The sequence below is a fragment of the Chitinophaga sp. 01L420 genome, assembly GCF_056399985.1.
Window position 1 is genome coordinate 135,953 of sequence record NZ_JBFTSK010000005.1, and the last position, 23,310, is coordinate 159,262.

General features: G+C 43.0%; 12 protein-coding genes. 4 read left to right on the plus strand and 8 right to left on the minus strand.

What is annotated here, in order from left to right; all coding sequences use genetic code 11:
* Positions 1 to 603 precede the first annotated feature (603 nt).
* Genes AC1DP6_RS07010 through AC1DP6_RS07020 form a run of 3 tightly spaced genes read left to right on the plus strand, consistent with a single transcriptional unit; the run spans position 604 to position 9,126 of the window.
* Positions 604 to 3,870 (plus strand): RHS repeat domain-containing protein, encoded by a 3,267-nt coding sequence (locus AC1DP6_RS07010; protein ID WP_477054180.1) that lies wholly within the window; start codon positions 604 to 606, stop codon positions 3,868 to 3,870.
* A 10-nt stretch (positions 3,871 to 3,880) separates the two neighbouring features.
* Positions 3,881 to 8,434, plus strand: a complete 4,554-nt coding sequence (locus AC1DP6_RS07015; RefSeq protein WP_477054181.1) for a DUF6443 domain-containing protein — start codon at positions 3,881 to 3,883, stop codon at positions 8,432 to 8,434.
* Between the two features lie 14 nt (positions 8,435 to 8,448).
* Positions 8,449 to 9,126, plus strand: coding sequence for a hypothetical protein (locus AC1DP6_RS07020; RefSeq protein ID WP_477054182.1), 678 nt, complete (start codon positions 8,449 to 8,451; stop codon positions 9,124 to 9,126).
* Between the two features lie 194 nt (positions 9,127 to 9,320).
* On the opposite strand, the gene AC1DP6_RS07025 is transcribed toward AC1DP6_RS07020, so the two are convergent.
* Positions 9,321 to 10,499, minus strand: coding sequence for an acyltransferase family protein (locus tag AC1DP6_RS07025; protein ID WP_477054183.1), 1,179 nt, complete (start codon positions 10,497 to 10,499; stop codon positions 9,321 to 9,323).
* 171 nt (positions 10,500 to 10,670) lie between these two features.
* On the opposite strand from AC1DP6_RS07025, the gene AC1DP6_RS07030 reads away from it, so the two are divergent.
* Positions 10,671 to 11,633, plus strand: coding sequence for a D-2-hydroxyacid dehydrogenase family protein (locus AC1DP6_RS07030; protein WP_477054184.1), 963 nt, complete (start codon positions 10,671 to 10,673; stop codon positions 11,631 to 11,633).
* A gap of 306 nt (positions 11,634 to 11,939) precedes the next feature.
* On the opposite strand, the gene AC1DP6_RS07035 is transcribed toward AC1DP6_RS07030, so the two are convergent.
* From AC1DP6_RS07035 to AC1DP6_RS07065, 7 genes are all read right to left on the minus strand, one after another.
* Positions 11,940 to 12,311, minus strand: a complete 372-nt coding sequence (locus AC1DP6_RS07035; protein WP_477054185.1) for an energy transducer TonB — start codon at positions 12,309 to 12,311, stop codon at positions 11,940 to 11,942.
* A gap of 250 nt (positions 12,312 to 12,561) precedes the next feature.
* Positions 12,562 to 13,872 carry a RagB/SusD family nutrient uptake outer membrane protein gene (locus AC1DP6_RS07040; RefSeq protein ID WP_477054186.1) on the minus strand — a complete coding sequence of 437 codons (1,311 nt, stop codon included), beginning with the start codon at positions 13,870 to 13,872 and terminating at the stop codon, positions 12,562 to 12,564.
* A 21-nt stretch (positions 13,873 to 13,893) separates the two neighbouring features.
* Positions 13,894 to 17,025, minus strand: a complete 3,132-nt coding sequence (locus AC1DP6_RS07045) for a SusC/RagA family TonB-linked outer membrane protein (RefSeq protein WP_477054187.1) — start codon at positions 17,023 to 17,025, stop codon at positions 13,894 to 13,896.
* A gap of 214 nt (positions 17,026 to 17,239) precedes the next feature.
* On the minus strand, positions 17,240 to 19,729 hold the full coding sequence (locus AC1DP6_RS07050) for a bifunctional glycoside hydrolase family 9 protein/polysaccharide deacetylase (protein WP_477054188.1): 2,490 nt from the start codon (positions 19,727 to 19,729) through the stop codon (positions 17,240 to 17,242).
* Between the two features lie 66 nt (positions 19,730 to 19,795).
* On the minus strand, positions 19,796 to 20,230 hold the full coding sequence (locus AC1DP6_RS07055) for a DoxX family protein (protein WP_477023149.1): 435 nt from the start codon (positions 20,228 to 20,230) through the stop codon (positions 19,796 to 19,798).
* A 71-nt stretch (positions 20,231 to 20,301) separates the two neighbouring features.
* Positions 20,302 to 22,686: an ABC transporter permease gene (locus AC1DP6_RS07060; RefSeq protein WP_477054189.1), complete on the minus strand. Its 2,385-nt coding sequence runs from the start codon at positions 22,684 to 22,686 to the stop codon at positions 20,302 to 20,304.
* Positions 22,687 to 22,825: 139 nt separating this feature from the next.
* A complete protein-coding gene (locus AC1DP6_RS07065; protein WP_477054190.1) occupies positions 22,826 to 23,290 on the minus strand; it encodes a hypothetical protein in 465 nt (154 codons plus the stop codon).
* Positions 23,291 to 23,310: the final 20 nt, after the last annotated feature.

Consider the following 23,310-nt stretch of genomic DNA (forward strand, 5'->3'; position numbering starts at 1 on the left):
TGCACTAAATAAATGCCGTAAGCATTCGCAGCCGACGATTTCCACCAACGTTCTGTTTTATTGAATACACTTTTAAACGTAGTCAAAATGTGATACCACCTTCAAGAAAATTTCGCGTACACGTACCCGGATATTTTATATCTGTCCGGATCAGGAATTGGACAACGGTTTTCCTGCCCGGTTAAATTTCGATCCGATTCAGATAGAACAGTGGATGGTTATGGGAAGGCAGACAGCGAAGTGGATAACTATGAATAATCCCGGAGGAAATTTTTGATACCAGAAATGGATGTACGAAAATAAAAATTAACATACCGGGAAACCATTTTTGATCGTAATTCAGAATAATATATATATTGTGTCTGATAAGTCTGGACTGATAAAAAATGTACAACAACAACCTGTTCTGTGCTGGTTATATTTACTCCAGTCTCATGTTCCCTATAAACACCGAAACTCCATTAATCCATGTTACAACAAAATGTTTCCCTATTGCCATTTAATCTCCGTTCAGGTGGATGGTAAGTAGTTATATCTGTAAATACTCCGACAGATAAACACATTTGTCTTTTATTTATTCCTGTTAAAATTATTGGTTCCTATATGAAATTGCTATTGAAGTTAAGATCAGTATCACTACTGGTATGTATTTGCGTATTGCCTTTAATATTGGGCTTGCCCGGAAAGACCTACGCTCAGGCAGATAATAAGCAGGTGCTGGATTTACCGAGAATTATTCCTGCCTCTCCGGACGCCGCATCTCTGGGAAGATACGGGGACATACCGGTGGGAAAGTATACTGGTACTATTAATATCGGTATTCCGTTGCATACTTTAACACTCGGAAAGTTTTCGCTGCCTGTTTCATTAAACTATTTTTCTTCTGGATTGAAAGTGGAGGAATTATCTGGCTGGATAGGGCTTGGCTGGTCACTGAATGCAGGCGGAGTGATCACAAGATCCGTACAGGGAAAGCCTGATGAAAAAACAAACGGTTACTGGAATTACGGGCTTTTAAGTAATGATGCACTATTACATTTAGATAACTCTCCTATCAAGTCCCTTTTATGGCAGGGATACTATGATCTGGAGCCGGATATGTTCTATTATAATTTTGCCGGCAGGTCCGGGAAATTTGTTATTGATGCTACTCCTGCGCACAACGTGCATTGCATTCCTTATCAGAATATAAAAATACAGCACGATGCTGATTTGTCTGGTTTTACAATTACTGATGAAGCAGGCAACCAATACAAGTTTGAAACATTAGAGAATACCAGCGCAGAACCCAGTACATATACTTCTGCCTGGTTTCTGTCCAAAATTATCACTACATCCGGGAATATTGATTTTACTTACGGTAGTGAACTGGAATATACGAACAGGGTGCAGGTATCTTATGCAGACTATACGCGACTTGATCTCCTGGTGGGGGAGAAAGACCCTGATGTATCTATTCAGGAAATATCGATTGTGAGTAAGGTACTTCGTAAAATAACCACACCTGCTCAGACAATAGACTTCTATGCTTCCCGTAACAGGAAAGACCTGAGCATGTGTTCCATCCTTGATTCTATTGTGATCAGAGATTATGATGGTGTGAGACGAAAGAAATTCAGTCTCTCCCACAGTTATTTCGGTGACTATACGAATGTGATTGCAGATAAGGTAAGACTAAAGCTGGATACCCTGAAGGAGCATTCCGTTACTGATAATGCGGTGAAATTCCATACGTTTGAATATTACAATCCGCAGAGTGTGCCATCAATAAAATCCAATGCGCAGGATTACTGGGGGTATTATAATGGAAAAACTAATAATAGCCTGCTTCCAAAGGTAACCTGGAGTGAATATTCCTTCAGCACCATTGAACTGGATGGAGCAGATAGAACCCCCAGTGCCGATTATGCAATTAATGGCATGCTTAAAAATATAACGTATCCTACCGGCGGGAGTTCCACCTTCAACTATGAAGGGAACGATTACGGATATACGAATACTTCTCCGATTAATGATAGTGTGCTTGTTCCGGCAATAACAGAAGTGGGAGCGCAAAAGTCAGCCACCATTACAGTTTGGTCTACAACGAAGGAGTTTACCATTACTTCCTCGCAAAGAGTGGGTGTTTTTGTGAGTGCCAAAGGTCCCGACCAGGCGCCATTGGAAAACGGCCCAACCGTATACCTGGATAGGGTGAACGCCAACGGAACGTTGACTAATATTTTTTCCTGGTATGCCGTATTTAGTAACATAGATACCTATAAAGACCTGGCGCCAGGTACCTATCGGGCCAAGGCGATTGTAGATGGGGAAAACCAACGGATTTCCCTGGCACTCAGGTATACCACGAAAGGTCCCCCACTCAAAATTAAGCCCATAGGAGGATTGCGGATCAGGGAAATTGTAAACAGTGATATGATGGGAAAATATACGCGATTGTTCTATACGTATAGAAGTACGGAAGATACCGCCCGTTCCTCCGGGAGTATTATGTCTGATTACAGGAATGTAGAAATAAAGTATGGATATCTTATCAGAAGTTCTTACCCGGTTGGTCATCTCGGCACAACACAGGGTGCTTATGCAGGATATCAGACAGTAACGGAATTTACTTCTACTGATGCTCGTACTAACCCCCTGGGGAAGAAAGAATATTATTACAATGTTTATCCTGCAGATCAGTACGCCACTTTTTACCAATATATTACCCCGTTTGAATATCAGGGGACCACGGAAGGATTAACGATGGGCTCTTTCGCTCCTGACGGAAAATCGTTGAAAATGGCTTCCAACCTTGATATGTTCCGTGGATTGCTGATGAAGGAAATAGTTTATAATGCTGCAGATATGGTTGTCAAAAGTTCAGTCTATCAGTATAACCTGGAAGATGGTCTGAATCAACGCGGGCCGAATTATCTCAGGTTAAGTGCAAGGAGACCATTTGGTTTTACAAAGTGTAAGCCTAATTGTATTCCCTGTTACTTTGGCAACCCTGGAGCAGGCTGCAATGGATCGTGGCTTTTCGTGACCATGGTCGGCGCAGATGTTATCAGTCCCTGGGTCTACAAAAAAGCTGAATCCGAAACCATCTACGATGATTCCGGCAACAACCCGATCACAACGAATATCAGCTACTATTATGAAAACCCGTCTCATGCACAGGTAACGAAAACAGAAACACTGAACAGTACCCTGGATACTATTCGGGTTATCACAAAATATCCCGGAGACCGTAGTAACATAAGTGGCTTGTCATCCACTGCCAGTGCTGCATTAACTGAACTGGACGCCAACAATAATATTGCCCCGGCAATAGAAGTATCCAGATATAAGAATAATACATTACTGCATTTGCAGCGCACAGATTACCGGATCTGGGATGCCGCTAGAGATATTGTTGAACCAGAACATGTGTTGTATCAGTCCGGCACTAACCCATTGGAAAACCGGCTGGACTTTTTCAATTATGACACCACCGCTAATATCCTGGAGCAGGCGAAAGCCAATGATGTGCATACGGTATTTCTGTGGGGATATAATAACCAGTATCCGGTGGCAAAGGTAACCGGCAGCAGCTATGCAGCTGTTCTGGCTTTGGTGAGTAATAATAATATTTTAAAGCACCCTGTGAGCGACCAGCAACTGCGCGATGAAATCAATAGAATCCGTACAGGGCTTGCAGGAACAAAGGCGCTGGTTACCACCTATACTTACCTGCCACTAATTGGTCTGAGCAGTGAAACTGATCCCACCGGTAAAACAATCTATTATGAATATAATAGCTTCGGGCAGTTGAGATTGATCAAAGATCAGCAAGGTAAAATCCTGAAGCTATTCGATTACCAATACCAAACCCCTGTTACCCTTTAATCAAATAGTTATGTTTAAGCGAAACAGAATAGCATTGTTATTATGCCTGGTGCTGATTACGATACAATTGCGTGCACAGCAACCAGGAGGCACCACACGGCCTCTGGCTGCCCCCGTAACGGCTCCCTCCGGGTACACGAATACAAAGATCAATTATGTGCGGACCTGGCAACCCAGTATGCCTACCGGCGATACTGCCATCGTAACATCAGGTAGTCGTAAAATAGCAGAAGTAAAAGAAGTAACACAATATTTTGATGGACTGGGAAGGCCGCTGCAAACCGTATCCAAACAGCTAAGTTCGGCCGGCAATGACCAGGTGGCTGCTTTTGTATATGATGATTTTGGCAGAGAACAATTTAAGTACCTGCCTTATGTACCACAGAGTGGCAATAAGGCAGATGGTAAATTCAAGACAGATCCTTTTAATGCACAGCAAAACTTTTACCAGAACGGCCCCTTACCGGATACAAAGGCTGAAAGTGTGTATTACAACCGGATTGACATGGAACCTTCCCCGATTGGCCGTGTATTAAAAACATACGCACCTGGAAACAGCTGGGCGAAAAATGATCCGCTAACAACAGAACGGGGAGGGAACCATCCACTTGAACAACGATACCAGGCAAATACAAATACCGATTCCGTAAGAATCTGGGAGATGCCTGCTACCTCCCTTACGCCGGTCAATACAGGAGGAAAAATATATGCTTCAGGCCAGCTTTATAAAAGCATACTGATTGATGAAGCAGGCAAGCAATCCGTTGAGTATAAAGACAAGGAAGGGCGGCTGGTATTGAAGAAGATACAGGTGAGTAATAGTCCGGGAACGGCGCACATGGGATGGCTATGCACCTATTATGTATACGATGATCAGGGAAACCTGCGCTTTGTCCTATCCCCCAAAGCGGTAGCAGCTATCACGGCTAACTGGATTATCAATACGGCTGTTGCAGACGGTTTATGCTTTATTTACCGCTATGATGAGAGAAACAGGATGATCATGAAAAAAGTGCCCGGCGCCGATTCCACAGAGATGGTGTATGATGTTCGCGACCGGATGGTATTTTCAAGAGATGGGAATCTGAAATCAAAGAGTAACTGGCTCAGCACTTTTTATGATGAATTAAACAGGCCCGTTATGACGGCTATTTATAGCGCGCCCTGGAAAAGCCGTAGCGACCTGGCAGTGTCTATGAATACAGCGATTGGTAATTCCACCTCTCTTTCCTATGATTTCCCTGGCACAACTGATCTGGTGATGAATAGCTATGACGGAAAACCAATGTATGAAGCTACCAGCAGCATCACATTAGTAGCCCCATTTGAAACAGGAATCAGTACAGAAACATCCCTTCAGATTAATACAGCAGCAAAAAACGGAAACACTACTTTTGCCGCTGTTAATCTGCTTCCGAATATTCCCATGAGTGCATTGTCTCCTTTAACCTACACTTATTATGATAATTACAATTTTCCGGGAAAACAAGATTACATAAACAGTGATGTTAATAAGCCACAAGCCGGCAGCAATCCTTACGCAGAAACATTGCCCGGTGCTCCTTCCAGTGCTGTTAATGGGATGCTTACCGGTACAAAGGTAAGGGTATTGGGAACTGATCAATGGCTTACAGCTACCGTTTATTATAACGATAAAAGAAGAAAAATCCAGGCGATAACAGACAATCTCAGTGGAGGTACGGATATCACCACCCTGCTTTATGATTTTAATGGAAAAATACTCAGTGGTTATCTGCGTCACAGAAACCAGCGGAGCACTCTCACTCCACAGATTACCCTACTCACAATGATGCATTATGATGCAGCGGGCAGAGTGGATACCGTCACAAAAAAGCTGAATGACCTGGATTCATTGAAACGGGTGATTGCAGTGAATAACTATAATGAATTAGGGCAGTTGCTACAAAAACGTTTAGGCGTCACCGATATCGGGCAGCTGGAAACACTTAATTACAACTATAATATCCGTGGATGGCTGACAGGTATTAATAAAGATTTTGTTAATACTTCCAACAGTACCCAAAATTGGTTCGGACAAGAGCTGAGTTATGATTTCGGATTTTCGCAAAGTCAGTTTAACGGAAATATTGCCGGCTCAAAATGGAAGAGCGGAGGAGATGGTATAGCACGGGCATATGGTTATTCCTATGATATCACCAATCGCCTCACGCTCGCTGATTTCAGTCAGCAGAACGGTTCCGGCTGGAGCAAGCCTGCTATCGATTATACCACCAGCGGCCTCACGTATGATGAAAATGGAAATATTCTTTTCATGCAGCAAAAAGGGCAAAATGGTCCTCTCGATGATTTAAAGTATGGCTACATTTCTAACACAAATAAATTATTATTTGTAACAGACAGGGCTAATAATCCGCAAAGCACACTGGGAGATTTCAAGGAAATCAACAATAATGAGTCACCGGATTATGCTTACGACAACAATGGCAACCAGACGCAGGACCTGAACCGGCAACTGACAGTTAACCACTATAATCATCTGAATCTTCCGGATAGCATCATCTTATCGAACAAAGGATACATAACATATACCTACGATGCCAATGGCAACAGGCTGAGAAAGAAAGTAACGGACATCACTGGTACCGGGAAAATAACGGTCACCGATTACACCGGTGAGTTTGTTTACATCAATGATACGCTCAGTCTCATTGGGCACGAAGAAGGTCGGATCCGCACGCTGGTGAAAGCAGGCGCCCCGGTGAATTATAAGTATGATTATTTTGTAAAAGATCATCTGGGTAATATCCGCGCAGTACTCACGGAACAAAGAGATTTCAGCATGTATACTGCCACTATGGAAGCAGTCAATGCACCCGTAGAAACGGCACTGTTCAGCAATGTAGATGAAACCCGTGTGAATAAACCAGTAGGATATCCACAGGATGAAAATGATTCCAGAAATGCTTTTGTAGCGAAACTGAATGCAGCCTCCGGGGGTAAAAAAATTGGCCCTTCACTGGTGTTGCGTGTAATGACAGGAGATACTGTTCAGATCAATGCCCGCGCATTCTATAAGTCACAAAAACCGGTGAAGAGCAATACACCACCACCCGTAGAGGATATGCTGGCAAATCTGGTACAGGTTTTCAGCGGTGCCGCCCAACAGGGAACGCAACATGGTCAGGCAGCCGGTAATAACAATACCCCTTTTAACAGTAATTTTTATAATAACGATTACCAACGGTTAAAGCAGCATAACAACGACCAGCAGCTAACCAACAAGCCCAAGGCCTATCTTAATTTTGTATTGTTCGATGATCAGTTTAAATTAGTTGACCAGAATAGCGGTGTTAAACAGGTGACAGGTGAAGCAGATCAGCTGCAAACCCTGGGAACCGATAAAATGACTGTAAAGAAAAGCGGCTTTCTGTATGTATATACCAGCAATGAAAGCCCTCAGGATGTGTTCTTTGACGATGTAGTGATAACGCAGGCCTCAGGGCCATTGCTGGAGGAAACACATTATTATCCGTTCGGACTGACGATAGCGGGGCTTAGTTCTAATGCGCTCAAAGGATCGAATTATCCGGAGAACCTGATGAAGTACAATGGCAAAGAATTGCAGCATAAGGAGTTCGCCGACAGATCAGGACTTGAACAATACGACTATGGCGCGAGAATGCAAGACCCGCAATTAGGACGGTTTAAGCAAATAGATCCTAAATGTGAAATTTCCTCTCATGTTACACCTTACAATTACTGCTTTAATAATCCTATCCTGTTTATTGATCCGGATGGTATGCTGGCGCAGTATAATTGGGGGGATGGTAAATATTATGATGAAGGACAAGAGGTTAGCTGGGATGAAACCCAGAAACAGTACAATATTGGACAGTATGCGGGCAATACCAGTGTGATGCTGGCACCGGAATATGAAGATGCTTCTAAAAAAGCTCTTAAGAAAGATTTTGGAGGTGTTGCTTTAAAAACCATTGTAGAAGAAGCTTACAAAACAGGAAATATTAAAGTGCTGCATGTTAGCAATGCTGATGATGCTGCAGATCAAATAGAAGGCATTACATCATTAATCAATAATTTGTTTATTGTGAGCCATGGTAATTCTAAAAACCGTCCATTTGAGGCATATTTTGCTATTGGAGAACAAAATTTCCAACTAAAAGATATAGCTGGTTCATCTGCATTGGACAGGATAGCCAGTAAGCTTGCCAGTACACCAGGACCATTGCCGAGTGCCGCCCAGGTGTTGGTTTTTGCATGTGGTGTAGGTGGTAAGTACAATGGAGGTACCGATTTGTTGATGGCGTTGGCTAAAAAGCTGCATGCTACCGTATTTGGAAATCAAAGTTTATCAGCTTCCAGGGTAGGCATCTTTAATGGAGCCTCATTGTCTTTCACACAAAATACCTGGCCGGATAAGCATGATCCAGCCGGTCTCTTCTCGAATTCTTATAATAATGCAGGTAATTGGACAAGAGCATATATGCTGGGAAGTTCACAGGCGAATGAAACGGTACATAGCGTTACATTGGATGCCTTCGGAAAAATACATTATGAACAATAAATATCTATAATTTTATGGAGAAGAAACTTATTGCAATTATCCTTCTAGTCCTATTTTTCACAGGTATTCATCATATAAATGCGAATGGCCATCAGGGAAGTGAAGTAACCAATTTTTCAGATATGGACATGTTTTCTTTACAAGGTATAAGGAAGTTAGGACCCAATCCTGCTTATCCGTATGTAACAATCCTTGCTGAAACCAGCAATAGCAAAAAAATAAGTTATTGTGTTAACAGTAAATTAAAGATTGAAAAGACCTATAAAAAAATTAAGAATTATTGGACGACAACCTATATTGAAAAAGGAGACACCTCTACAGAGAAAGTCTTTGAATATGTACTTCCAGACAAAATAATAAAGCTTAATTATTTAATTAGTGATGAAGATCAGATTTCTTATATAAGAGAAGTAACAGTTTTTGAAAACTGGAATGAAACAATGTATCTGATTGATAGTGACCGGAAAGTAGCGCCGGGTATCCATGTCCCGGATGTAGTAATGTCTCACGCCCGGATCACCCATAAGAAGAAAATAATTATTAAAAACGGGGTATTGACTTTATCCGAACAAACGTATGAGGCAGGTAAAAAATTAGTTGCCAATAGAAAAACCTGTTATCCAGTTGGTAGTAAGTCCTACTTTCAGTGGCTTCGTTTAAATCTTGAAAAGAAAGAAATTACATGCAATTAAAGGTTTGGGCGTACAGCGGAATATCTACTGTTAGTAAAACTGCTTCGTACTGATAATAGCGAAATATTTCTAAGCAAAATCCACGGGTAATTCCTGTGGATTTTGCATTTTAGGAATGGCTGGAAAGTAAGACGATATAACTGTTGCAGTCCCCCCAACTTAATCAATAGTCCGATAAGCAATAAAGTGAATGACTACAAATACCTCCCAATCACCGCATTCTTCCGCACCCAAAACGTCACCCACCAACTCATACCAACTGCAAAGAAGAAAGTAACAAAAAACTTCACCAACGCCGGCAAATTAAAATCCAGCAACAAAAACTGGCACCACACCACAAAAATATAATGCACTAAATAAATGCCGTAAGCATTCGCAGCCAGCGATTTCCACCAACGCCCTGTTTTATTGAATATACTTTTAAACATAGTCAAAAATGCAATACTGCTCAGCGTGCAGGATAATACCCATACCGATCTGTAGATCAGCATCCCCTGCACTTCGCTTAACTGATGCTGTTGCACCATTGCTGTTAATGGTGCCGCAATAAACATCAGCAATACAAATACGGCTACACAAGCCAGCAACCATACCGGCCAACGTTTTACCCATACTGCTTCACCCGCAAATATTCCATTGCTTAATCCTGGTGCACCTATTAATATGCCAAGCAGAAAATAACCGAAATACAAAAGGAATCTGCTTATCTGAAAATCAAATGGGCCGATGCCCGTCCATGCATCGGGAGATACTAACAGTATAATGGGAACGTATATTATCCAGGTGAAAACATACCACAATAGCAGCAACTTAAAGGGTCGTTGCTTTTGCAGCGCGAGCCATTCCCCGAACTTGCTGATACCATTCTTCACAAACGGATAGCATAAAGCAAAAAGCACGTTAAACAGAAATAATACCCAGATAAACCAGGGAGGGCCAACAGGCCAGGCTTCTACCGTAAAAAAGTCACCTACGTAATCTTTTATATTAGTTTTTCCATACGCCAGGTAAAAAGCAGGATAGTAAGCTAACAACATCAGCAACGTAACACCAATAACAAACGGAATAAATAAGCGAAAAAACCTATCTCTGATAAATATTTTAACCTGTTTATTTTGAAGACTATGCATCACAAAAATGCCACTGATTAAAAACATCAATGACATAAAAAAAACGTCATTAAAAATCACCAATATATCCAGTTCTTTGGATCTTACAGCATCTACTACCGGATGCGTGGATGCGATGTATGCTGTTTTATTAAACCAGGAAAAGGTGGTGTAGGCAAGTGCCGCGTGATGAGCCACCACTAAAATGGTGATGAAAGAGCGTAAGTTATCTACCCAACTATTTCTCGTAACATTCTTTTCCATATTGTTAATACGATTAATGAGGAGCAGGTGCTCAGGGTGGTGCTACAACTAAGTTACCAGTAATTTAAGTGGTTGTGTGACAAAAACCACAATAAATTACATGATTGGTATTTCTTAGATCATCTGCTGATAAAAAAGTAATTTGCAACAGCAACACTAAACTTTTGGCAAATGAAAATAGCTATTCCGGATGACTACCAAAATATTATCAGGAGTCTTGACTGTTTCAAATTGTTAGCATCCCAGGATGTGATCATTCTCCATCAAACAGAAAAAGACCCTGCATTGCTGGCGGAAAAACTGAAAGACGCAGATATCCTTGTATTGACCAGAGAAAGAACAAAAATAAATGAAGTGTTGTTGGAAAAACTGCCTAACCTGAAACTGATCAGTCAGACCGGCAAAATAGCTGCACACCTGGATCTGGCAGCCTGTACAAAATACAAAGTGGCTGTAGCAGAAGGGATTGGTTCACCCGTAGCACCCGCAGAACTAACCTGGATACTGATTATGAATACACTCAGGCAAATTCCTRCCGCCATAGAAGGGATGAAACATGGGAAGTGGCAAATAAACATCGGCTCCACCGTTCATGGTAAAACGATTGGTATTTGGGGATATGGAAAAATCGGTAAAATGATAGCCGGTTATGCAAAAGCATTTGGCGCCAGGGTACTGGTATGGGGAAGCGATGCCTCCAGAGAAAATGCAGTCAGAGATGGATATGAAAAAGCCGTAACAAGAGAGGACTTCTTCCAAAACGCTGATGTTATTTCGCTGCATCTTCGTTTGAATGACAGCACTACCGGCATTGTGAAAGAGACAGATTTAAGTTTGATGAAACCCAGTGCTGTACTGATTAATACCTCCAGAGCTGAACTCGTTGAAAAGGGGGCATTATTAAAATGTCTCAAAAAAGGAAGACCCGGATTTGCAGGCATTGATGTATATGAAGAAGAACCTGTGCACGATACTGCATTTGAATGGCTCCATATGCCCAATGTCGTATGCACACCACACCTCGGGTATGTGGAAAAAGATAGTTACGAATTATATTTCGGCAAAGCATTTGAAAACGTGGTGAGCTTTATTAATGGGCACCCAATCAACATCGCTAACCCGTCTGTTTTGTAATCAAGAAAAGTTGATTAGTAACAACATTATGCCTATTACAGGAGTTTCCAGGTATTACAATTCCTGGTTACAATAAATTGCTGTATACTTACTAATAAGAATTCGCCATCTATGAGCAAAAAAATGAGAATAATTACCGCAGTACTGCTAGTATGTTTTGCCGTTAGTTTCTATCACAAGTTTAATCACACCATTTATGCAAGCAGGGCTATGATACTGGGAGGCATTTCCATATTGGGGCTGCAGGTTATTTTCATTATGTCTGTGATAAGGATGTTTATTGCCTGGAGACAACGATAGTAGCAGCTATTCCTGCGGCATTACACACATAGGCAGGTAAAAAAGCACCTTTACTTTTTTACCCTGCTGTCTACCTGGCTTCCACGCGGGCATCATTTTCACTGCGCGTATTACTTCCTCCTCCAATGCGTATGTACTTCTCGTGGTATCCACTAGTTTTATGTCATTTGTACACCCGAAAGTATCTATTACGAACTGGACATGGACAGAAAACCGCCCCTCATCCAGCGCCCTCTCAGTTAATCTGACATTCTTTATCAAATATTTAGATAACCCCATTTCACCACCGGGAAAAGAAGGAGGCACTTCTGCAAAAGAATAAATGCTATCCATTAGTGTAATGGCCTGCCTTTGTTGACCAGCAAGCAATAAAGGCATCGATAAAAAAATAAAAAGCAGAAATAGCTTTAATGGCATACGATAAATTTACACGCACTACCTAACCACTCTAATCAACGCCAGATCATCAGTATGATCTATACTTGTATCGCACAAAACAGGATATTTTACTTGATTTTCTTTCACAAAATTAGGATAAAAGGCATCTCTCCCCTAATAATTAATCCCTTATAAACAAAAATGGTTGCCGCGAAACGCGGCAACCATTTTTATTATTCATTCAACCGCATCAAAATGTTGGATCCGGTGGCGTATTAGGATTATCATTCCGCTCAACAAACGGATACGGGAAATAATTCCTTTTCCGCTCTGACTGAGGCCTTCCAAACCGGCGGCTATCTTCCAGCTCCTGTGCACCCATAAACAACTCTATCCGGCGATGCTGATAAATTAAATTCAGCAGCTCGGGTTCTGTAGTGGCAACAACGGGAGGCAACTGCGCACCTACTCCAAAAGGATCTCTGGAAACTTGCTTGGTAAGCACTTTATTTAATTCTATCAAACCATTGGGCACATCATGCTGACGGGCAAAACACTCCGCCTTTATCAGCATTATTTCTCCCGGCAGGTAAATAGGAACAATATTAACGTTACCCTTGAAAAAACCATTAATAATAAAACGCGGTTTCTGTGATGCGGGTCTGAGTATATAAAACGGTACCCGCTGATCTGCGAGATTCGGCTGGATGGCCACCGGTAGCCCCATAGAAGAGTCGATGACGTTATAGATATTGTTGGTGGCCGTCACTAAAGTAAAGATCGGGTTAGTGATCTGAGGATTGAAAGCATGAAAGGACCTTACACTCAGATCTACTTTGTTAGCTGCAGCCATAGCGGTAGCATAATCTCCGGCATACAGAGCATACCTCGCTTTCAGCGCATACAGCGTGTTGATGATGTTGACGCTGTCCGGTACACTCGCTGTAAAATTACTACCTATAGGCGTAGCCGTTATTGTATTGATGGCATTGTCCAGGGTAACCACTGCCAGGGTGTATCCCTGCTTGCCAGGGATGAACTTTACGTCTGTAGTAGTGGTGTCTGGCCTGCCGGTATTGGCCGGCACATGTTCCCAGAAATTAGCCTGCACACCTATTGCCAGTGCTTTAAAGATAGAAGCATAGCCAATGATACCGCTGGCAAAACCTTTATCTGTAACAATTGTATTCGTGCGACGTAAGATACTGTCTGCTTCATAGCGGATCTTATTACTAACGGCCCACATACCGGTCACTACTGCATTGGTGTTTAAGATACTGCTGCCACCGGCACCTATTTGTGCTTCATCTGTATTACCCGGATTGGTGACAAAGGTTTCCCCGGTGAGTAAACTACCGGAGGTAACGGTGGTATATAACAATCCCGTCCTGTCTTTTRCATACCATGCCCGTAGCCCTACTGCGTCACTTGCCAGCGTAGTAGGCGAACTGTATGCCTCTTCTGAAGATGGGCCGGAAGGGTCCCGGTAATCCTTTTTACAGGCGGCGATGGTGGAGAAAAATGCGGCGCTTAATAAGCTATATCGGATATATCTTTTCATGATGGATCTTGTTTAATGGGTTTAAAATTTTGCGCGAACAGACAGGTTATAACTTCTGGGAATAGGTACTGAACCAAAATCAATCCCACGCAGTACGGTACTTTGTCCTGCGGCATTTAATTCCGGATCGTATCCTTTGTAGTTATCCCAGGAAATAAGATTCCTGCCTCCCAGGCTGATGGACAAATCACTTAACCCTTTCAGCTTACCAAAGTCGTAGGTAAATGATACTTCCCGCAATTTTACAAAGGAGCCATCATCTATTCTCCATTCCTGTATGTTATAGTTACCCGCAATAAAACCACGTGGTACCTGCCCTTTATCTTCCATTTCGGCTACTTTACCATTGTCTACGCCTTGTCTTGTTCTCCAGTCCGCATTAAATACATCCACTCCCTGAACCGCATCCAGCTGTATATGTAGTCCCAGTTTTTTGTACTGAAAATCTGTGGTGATGGTACCCGTATATTTGGGATTAGGATCTCCGATTTTAGTATTTAACGCCGGCAATTTAGTATCTGGCAATCCGGTGGCCGGATCACGGTTAACCACATACGTAAGTGGTGATGTTTGTGTTCCTCTTTCTGTAACTGGAATGCCGGCTGGTGTTTTCAGGATATTTCCGTTGTTATCACGTGCAAAGAAGGTACCGTAGAAAAAGCCGATAGGCTCTCCGTTAGCGATGCCTATTGGTGCACCACCTACCGTGTTATAAAGAATCAGTGATTGTCCGATATCCACTGCTTTATTCTTATTACGGTTGTAGATGRCCGTCAGATTCCAGGTGAAGTCTTTCGTTTTCACCGGCGTAACGTTCAATACTACTTCAACACCGCTATTCTGTAAAGTACCGATATTGTCCAGATAGAAGGAATAACCATTGGTAGGTGCAATAGCACGACTGATCAACAGATCTTCCACCCGTTTTTTGTAGTAGTTAACAGATAAGGATATACGATTATCCCAGAATGCCATGTCTGTTCCAAGTTCCAGCTCCTTTTGTTTTTCCGGTTTCACGTTTGGATTGGTGTAAGTACCGGGTGACTGAAAAGAAGAAGCTCCAATAAAAGCGGTGGCGTTATAGGTATTATAACGGCCATAGGCGGGTATACCAGTCAGGTTGCCGGATTCACCATAAGCCGCGCGGAATTTCAGCAGGTTCCACCATTTGGAAATGGATGATTTTTCCCAATAATCCGTTCCTGATAATACGTAGCTACCACTTAATTTGGTGTAGAGCTGATTTCTTTCATCTACTCCAAATACAGAAGATCCATCTACCCTAAGTGCACCGGTAATAAACAASTGGTTACGGTATTTAAAATTCTGCTGAATATATTCTCCGGAAATAGATATCTCTGTCCGCTGATCGGCACCAGGTATGATAGTAGTTGTTCTGTCTGATGTTTGTACAAAAGGCGGTAAGCCTCTGCCCTGCTCCAGTGTATAGTGCATACGCTGGTATTGCACAGAATATCCTACCTGTGTAACAGAACTGAATTTGTCATTGATATCCCAGTTATAGGTAGCATTCAGGTCATGATTGATCATGAAAGAATTATTATTACCTGCGCTGGCATATCCATTCTGGGACGGATCCAGGTTAGGTCCACCACCATAAAATCCAGGGCTTACAAAATAAGCAAAGGCAGGCATGAGTGTAGTACCTTCCTGGTTATAATTATCTATGCCTAAGCGATAGTCTACGGTCAGGTTTTTAATAGGCCGAAGCTTGATCCCTGCGCCGGCAATCACTCTGCCTACATGTTGCTGTTGTTGAAAATCTTCAATAACAGATACCGGATTTACACGTCCACGTTCTCCTACTTTCAACAACTGTCCTAAACTGTTACGCTGCTGTATATCATAGTAGTTACCGATAATAGTAACCGCATTCATAGGCGAATAGAAAGTATTACCATCAGGCTTTTCATTTGATTTACTGTACACGTAGTTCAAGCTGGCATTCAAGCTGATCCAGTTATTCAGTTCCTGGTCGAGGTTAATTCGGAAACTATATCGACTGAAATCTGTATTCTTAATGATACCCTGGTTATAAAAATAACTGGCAGAAGCAAAATATTTCGTTTTGTCTTTACCTCCTGCTACAGAAATATTATTGTCGCTACCAACGCCTGTACGAAAAATGTAATCCTGGTAATCGTATCGGTTTACCGCGGTGGTGCTGACAACTGCCGGGGTGAGTATGTTTTGTGTAGAGTCATTTGGAGAGCCTCCAAACTTAAGCGGCGCCTCATTTACATCCAACTTCTTGCGAAGCTGGTTAACAGAAAAAGTGGTAGAGAAATTAACGACCGGCGCACCGGTGCTTCCTCTTTTAGTGAAAATCTGTACTACCCCGGCATTGGCGCGGGATCCATAGATCGCGGCGGCGGCAGCACCATTCAGCACTTCTATTCTTTCTATATCTGCCGGGTTTATATCCGACATGCGGTTTTGTCCTACACTACCAACAAAATTATCACCTGAAGAACTGGTTCCATAACTGGGATCTGCATTGGTAACGCGGGTGGTGGAGTTATCAATGATCACTCCATCGATAATATACAAAGGTTCTGTTGACCCTGATATAGTACTGATACCACGGAGTTTTACAGAGATACCACTCGAAGGGTCACCGGAATTCTGCGTGATCTGCGCACCGGCGGTTTTGCCTTGCAGTGCTGCCAGCACATTTCCCGTACCACCTTTGTTTAACTCATCGGCTTTCACCGTACTGATGTAGTTACCTAGTTGACGCCGGGTCGTTCCTTCTGAAGTACCTGTTACCACTATTTCGTCCAGTTTGGAAACAGAGGTGGTCAATTGTATATTTTGCGTATAAGTGCCTGCAGCATCACTTACTACGAGCACACTTTCTTTTGGTGAATAGCCAATACCGGAATAAGCCAGTGTATAGTTACCGGGTTGCAGATTTGCACTGAGGATATAGCGTCCATCAACATCTGTTTTAGTACCCAGCTTTGTGTTTTTGATAACCACTGTCATACCTGGCAGCGGCGAGTTTTGTTCGTCAGTGATCCGGCCGGAAATCTTCACTTGTCCGAATGCAGCAAAGGCAAGGAAGTTCATGAATAACAACAGCACAAGGGACCGGCCTTTGGCCATTTTCGTTACTAAAAATAGGTGCATAAAAAAGTTTTAATGAGATGTGTTGGTTGATTACAGATAATGGATTCTAAGCAAAAACAATCCATACTATTGAGTTTAGGCCGATTCAGTGTTCATATCGTTTTTTTTAATGAGTGTATCAATGTGGGTAACAAAACAGGCAGACAAAAGTTTAAATAACGTTTTTTCTCATCCGGGCATTATTTCATTTCAAAAAACAGGCAAAAAAACTTACTTACTCTAATACTTTTTCAAGTGTGTCGAAATGATATCCTTTCTTTTTAAGTGTGGCAATAAGTAAAGACAATCTGTTATAAAATTTGTCGGTGCGGCGTGGATCCGTGCCGATATGTACCAGCAACAAAAAACCATTTAACCCACCGGGGTGGCTACTTTCATATTGAATAACGGCATTGTAAATCGCCTCGGATGACCGGTACTTCTTGCCCATTTCAGGATAAGTATAATCCGCATTTGAACTCGTTCCCGGTGTAAAATTAACCAGTCTTATTCCTGCTGCAGAAGTCCACGCTGCAATGCTATCGTTATACCATTCATAAGCAGGCAAAAACCAGGTTGCCGATTTTTTGGATATACCGGCAGCTTCCATACTTTTATAATTGGCAGCCAGATCCTCCTGGAATTGTGTTTTAGTCACCAGCAAACTATCGCGCTGCTGCCAGTCACAATATAATAAATGCTGATCACCATGTGGGCCGAGATAGTGCCCGTCTGCTTTTAATTGTTGAATCAATTGCTGTGTAGCAGGCTCACGATAAAATTTCCCGGTAAAGAAAAAGGAAGCAGGTATCTGTTGTTGCCGCAGTGTAGCACGTATTACCGGCCCACCGTCTGCGAATTCATCTCCCGTAAAAACAAGTGCCAGCTGCTTGCGGCTACTATCACCACGGATGATACCTCCATGATCGTATTGCCGTTTCCCGGCCCCTTCCTGCGCCTTGGCCGCCAACAGGTATACCAGAGAAGCCGTGCCGTCCATAGTGGGCTCATTGGTGCTGTAATCACCTACATCGTCATGATACACGGCCAGATCACTCTGAAAAGCGGCATACTCATCCGGCTTTGATAAACGTATACCAATCAGATTTTTGTAGATATTGGTATACACAGGTCCATCCACTAATCCTCCATCTACCGGATAATGACCGATGGCAGAAAATGCGGAATGTGGATCTTCGGGTGTATCGCCATTAGCAGGTAAACCGTATACCATACCGGTGCCCCATGGATTGCAGCCAAACAACCAGTCGATATTTGCCTGTTCCAATGCAGCAAAATCATTGTTTCCACTTAATTGCCGGTACCAGTAACATTGTATGGCAAATGCAGCTGTCAGATTATTACTACACCAGATGAATGGCACGCCACGATAAAATGCGTTGTGCTTTGCGCGGTTCCATACTTTTTCAATACCTGTTTTATAGTAGCTGATCAGCTGTTGCTTTTCCGTACCGGAAGTTTGTTGGGCCAGTGCATAATGCCCCAGGTTAATAAAAGGATACCATTGGTAGTGATTGGCGGTATCTGCTCCCAGCCAGGGCGTTACCTTTTCCTGCTGTGCATAATCCCATGCTGCGCGTTGATACTTTTTCTCCTGCGTCATGTGATGTAAGGTGGCTGCGGCCAGTTCCATATCATCGGTCCAGTTGTCTTCTGCGTAAATATAAGGGGAGAGTGTAGAGGCGGTTTGACAAACACCGGGTTGCTTCAACCCCATACTATAGGCCGATAGCGCTCTTTTTTTCAGCAACTGCGCATAGGCGGTATCCGTTACCTTAAATAAAGAATATCCCAATGCAAAAGCACTGGAAAATTTGCCCGCCGTAGAGGCGACACCGGTAGTCTTATTTTTATATTTCCCGAGGCCCTGCGGCTGTCCGGTACAAAAATATACCGGGCGTTCGAAGCCTTTGCCATAAAAATTATCTTCACCAGGCAAGCGCATACCATGATGATCACGGTCGTCTGCTATCTGGTTAAACATAAGGTGATCACCGGGATGCATTTTCAGCAGCCAGTCCAGGCCCCACCTGGCTTCATCCAGCACATCTTTCACATGATTAGCCCCCGGTAAGCCGTTAGCAGCATATTGATCACCAAATACGCCCGGGAAATCCCGGTAAGCTGCCAGCAAATGAAATGCTGCATTAGCGGAAGTAGTGACGTATTGCAGGTAATCGCTGGCATCATGCCAGCCCCCCGCTACGTTGATATGCGTGCTGTCCGACATAGGTCCATACATGGTATAGCCATCATGCGTGTGGCAGGAGTCTTTCAAAAAAGGGTTAAATCCACTTCTTTGCTGCCGCATATAACGTAATAAAAAATCAGGTGCGCCGGCATATACGTTGTCGCCTATACGAAAAACAGGGGAAACAGTTGTTCCGGCCTTCAGGTAATATTCACCGACATCTCCAAAAGTAGTAAAATCCAATCGGCAGSTTTGACGAAAGGGACCATAAGCGCCGAATGAAGCGCCCGTATTACCGGTATACATCACCTTGTGTGAAACCGCCGCTATCAGCTGAAAGCTTTGTGGCTGCTCATTTTCCTTACTAACCCATACGGCTACTTTAACTCCACCGGGAAGATAGCCAAGCTGATTGATGCGTATCCATGCTGTGGGCTGCTGCGCCTGGCCGGGAGCTGCCAGCGACAATAAACAAAACAGATGCAATACTAAAATCGTACTATTTTTCATCATGCCAGATCCGGTTGAAATCCTACATAATAAAAATAACTTTTTTACCGGAGAGCTGGAAGAAATACTTTACTCAATCGTTTTCGTTGTTGCTAATTTTTCGTCCAGGCTCCAACGGTAGTAAGGCATAGTAGCCAGCAACAAAGCGGAAGTACAATCAACCCATACAGCATATGTCAGAGCAGAGAGTGCACCAAAAGAATAAGTCATCGACAAAGCGAATATCAACGTGAGTATAGCAGCTCCCAGTGCCACCCAACGGGTTTTGTAACCCACCAGTAGTAAAATGGCAAAAATGATTTCAAGGGCAGTAGCTGATACCGCCAGAAAAGGTATGATGGCTGCCGGTGCAAAGGAATTTACTTTTCCGGTGTAGATTACAAACTCTGCCCAGTTACCCTTTTCAGCGCCCCAAAGACCAAAGCGGATAGCTACCGCCGACAAAAAATTAACGGCAGTGGCTACCCGTAGTAGCAGCACTGCCAGATCCTGGTACTTTTTCATACCATAAAATTAACAGCTATCGGGGCGCTGCCGGTAGTCCAGATAGCGGATGCCAGGTAGTCCAGCTGCTTTTATTCCGCGCGTAAACTTTTTACCGGATTAGCCATGGCTGCTTTAGCTGCCTGATAGCTCACGGTTGCCAACGCTATCAGCAAAGCACCCGCTCCTGTTACCGCAAAAATCTCCCATACGATGGTGGTATGGTAATAATACTGCATCAACCATTTATGCAAACAATACCAGGCTACCGGGATAGCCAGACAGCAAGAGATGCTCACCAGTATGACAAAATCTTTGGATAACATCTGCCATAGCTGGAATACAGATGCTCCCAGCGCTTTGCGGATACCTATTTCTTTGGTTCGTTGCTCTGCTAAAAAAGAAGCCAGCCCAAATAGTCCGAGGCAGCTGATCATAATGGCCAGTACCGCAAAGAAAGTAGACAATTGCCCGATACGTTCTTCTTCGCTGAACTTCTTGGCATATTCCTGGTCGGCAAATTTGTATTCAAAAGGAGCAGCAGGATTATACTTTCTCATCACCTGTTCAATCGCTGTCAAAGCCTTCGTGGTGCTCATTTGCGGATTAACCCGCATATTAATAAAATTACCTCCCTCTTTCAGCAGATAATAAATGCCCGGACGCACCGGCTCATAAGGAGACGTCATGATCATATTTTTCACAACCCCTAGTACGTGATAGTCCATACTATCTTTCCTGATAATTTCACCCACCGGATTTTCCAGGCCCATATATTTTGCGGCAGCTTCATTTAGTATCAGCCCCATCGAGTCTGTTGCAAACTGTTCCGAAAAATCACGACCAGCCACAAAGCGCCAGTCTACCACTTTGCCGTAGCCGAACTTTGCGCCAATAACAGAAAACCCCTGCTGCTGATCCGGCTTACGCCCTTTCCACTCAAATCCGCCTGCACTGGACCATATATCGGTTACAGGTCCCTGCGACTCCGACATTTCTGTAATAGCACCGGTGCTCCGCAATTCAGTACGGATAATATTATAGTTGCTATAGATTTCCGGTGTTGTCATTTGTATAGAAAGCAACCCGTTCCGGGTATATCCAACAGGCAAATCCTTTGCAAACTGTATCTGTCGATAGATGACAATAGTGCCGATAATCAAAATAATAGATACCGTGAATTGTACTACTATCAATGTTTTGCGGGGAACAGCTGCCAAACGGCCTACACGGAAAGTTCCTTTCAACACTTTCAACGGCTGAAAAGAAGACAAATAAAGCGCAGGATAGCTCCCCGCCAGCAAACCGGTGAACAGGCTGAAACCAATACCACATAACCAGAAACCAGGACTGCTCCACAGGATACCAATGTGTTTATCAGCCACCTGGTTAAACCAGGGCAATACTATTAACACCAGCAATAAAGACAATACAAATGAAAAGCCTGCCACCAGTACGGATTCACTTAAAAACTGTGAGATCAGCTGTCTGCGCATAGATCCGATAGCTTTGCGGATACCCACTTCTTTGGCGCGTTTTTCTGAGCGGGCAGTACTCAGGTTCATAAAATTGATACAGGCCAGCAACAACACAAATATGCCAATCATACCAAACAATCTCACATAACGGATTTGTCCGCCTGTATTCACCCCATTTTCAAAGGTGGAATAGAGATGCCACTTACCCATTGGATGTAAGAAAAGGTCTACCTTAAAACCCGGCTCCGGCTTGGCATGTATGGTTTTAACATCCTTTATCTTCAGGGAAACTTTATCGAGATCTGTATTATCTGCCAGCTGTACAAAAACCCGCATCGAATTAAAGGACCAGTTGTCTTTTGAATTCTTCACCCAATCCCACTTGGAAACAAACAGCTCCCAGGGAATAATATAGTTCATGCCTGCTAACGTGGTATTATCCGGTAAATCCTCATATACACCAGTTACCTTGATATTCAGCTGACTGTTATTATCCAGTTTGATCAGCTGATCCATCGGATCTTTATCTCCAAAGAGAGATCTGGCAAAAGAAGCTGACAACAACACACTCCCTGGTTCTTTCAGGGCTGCCTGGCTGCCTTTCAATATTTTCAGGGAAAACAGTGCGGGACCACCACTTTCCATAAAAGCACCCATACTGGTAAACTTCTTATCCCCAAATGATACCGTATGTGTACCGAGAGAGGCGAGTACTACCTGCTTAAAATCATTGGCATAAGAGGATCTCAATTCTGCTGCCAGAGGTATGGGCATGGCATTATAGGCATCTGATTGCTCACCTGTTGTTTCCCGCTGCCAGACCTGGGCAATCCGGTCGTAATGCACATGGTATTTATCGTAAGACAGTTCATTCCATATCCAGAGTCCTATCAGCATAGTAACGGCCATGCCGGCAGATAAACCAAAGATGTTGATAAATGAAATTCCTTTGTTCTTAAACAGATTCCTGATAGCAATTTTCAGGTAGTTCTTTACCATGGCAGCTGGATTTAGAGATGGATATGGTAAAGACACAAGAAAATTGCCATAGTTGCATGACCTGCCTGATAAAGGTTTACCTGCCGCCTGTTATGGCCGTTTGTTCATAAGTGAACAGGAAACGACCGGAAATGAACAATCAGGATACAAGTTCTGTGAGCTCTTCAGCAATCATATCAAAGGTATGTTCTCCGATTCCGTCCCTGGTCAGGTGGATTATTTTTTCCCGGCCGTTGTATAAGTCGATGTAAGGAATAAATCTTTTGCCTTCTTTGCCGGTTTTATACCTGACATCTATGAGCGGGATATGTTGTGTTTTTTCTTTAGTGAATAGGGTAACAGTAGTAATCTCCATTACCTGTAACTGGTAATCAAAACAGATCCACACCAGCATTTTATCAAGTACTGTTTTCACTAAAAAGTAAACCGCCAGCAAGCCAAAGCAGGTCCAGGTAATTACATCATCATTAAATTTACGGGACCCAAGAAAGCCTGCCACTCCCAGTACCAGGAACAGCAAAGCAAAAAAACCTGCCAGTCTGGTTATTCTTTCGGAAGGGCTCCGTAGTTTTTCATTGTACAGTTTCTGTGATACTTTAATCATATAGGATAGATAACCATTAA

Bases quoted from the DNA above. Each gene is read 5' to 3' on its own strand.
- AC1DP6_RS07010 (WP_477054180.1), top strand. From the start codon at position 604: ATGAAATTGCTATTGAAGTTAAGATCAGTATCACTACTGGTATGTATT.
- AC1DP6_RS07015 (WP_477054181.1), top strand. From the start codon at position 3,881: ATGTTTAAGCGAAACAGAATAGCATTGTTATTATGCCTGGTGCTGATT.
- AC1DP6_RS07020 (WP_477054182.1), top strand. From the start codon at position 8,449: ATGGAGAAGAAACTTATTGCAATTATCCTTCTAGTCCTATTTTTCACA.
- AC1DP6_RS07025 (WP_477054183.1), bottom strand. From the start codon at position 10,499: ATGGAAAAGAATGTTACGAGAAATAGTTGGGTAGATAACTTACGCTCT.
- AC1DP6_RS07035 (WP_477054185.1), bottom strand. From the start codon at position 12,311: ATGCCTTTATTGCTTGCTGGTCAACAAAGGCAGGCCATTACACTAATG.
- AC1DP6_RS07055 (WP_477023149.1), bottom strand. From the start codon at position 20,230: ATGAAAAAGTACCAGGATCTGGCAGTGCTGCTACTACGGGTAGCCACT.
- AC1DP6_RS07060 (WP_477054189.1), bottom strand. From the start codon at position 22,686: ATGGTAAAGAACTACCTGAAAATTGCTATCAGGAATCTGTTTAAGAAC.
- AC1DP6_RS07065 (WP_477054190.1), bottom strand. From the start codon at position 23,290: ATGATTAAAGTATCACAGAAACTGTACAATGAAAAACTACGGAGCCCT.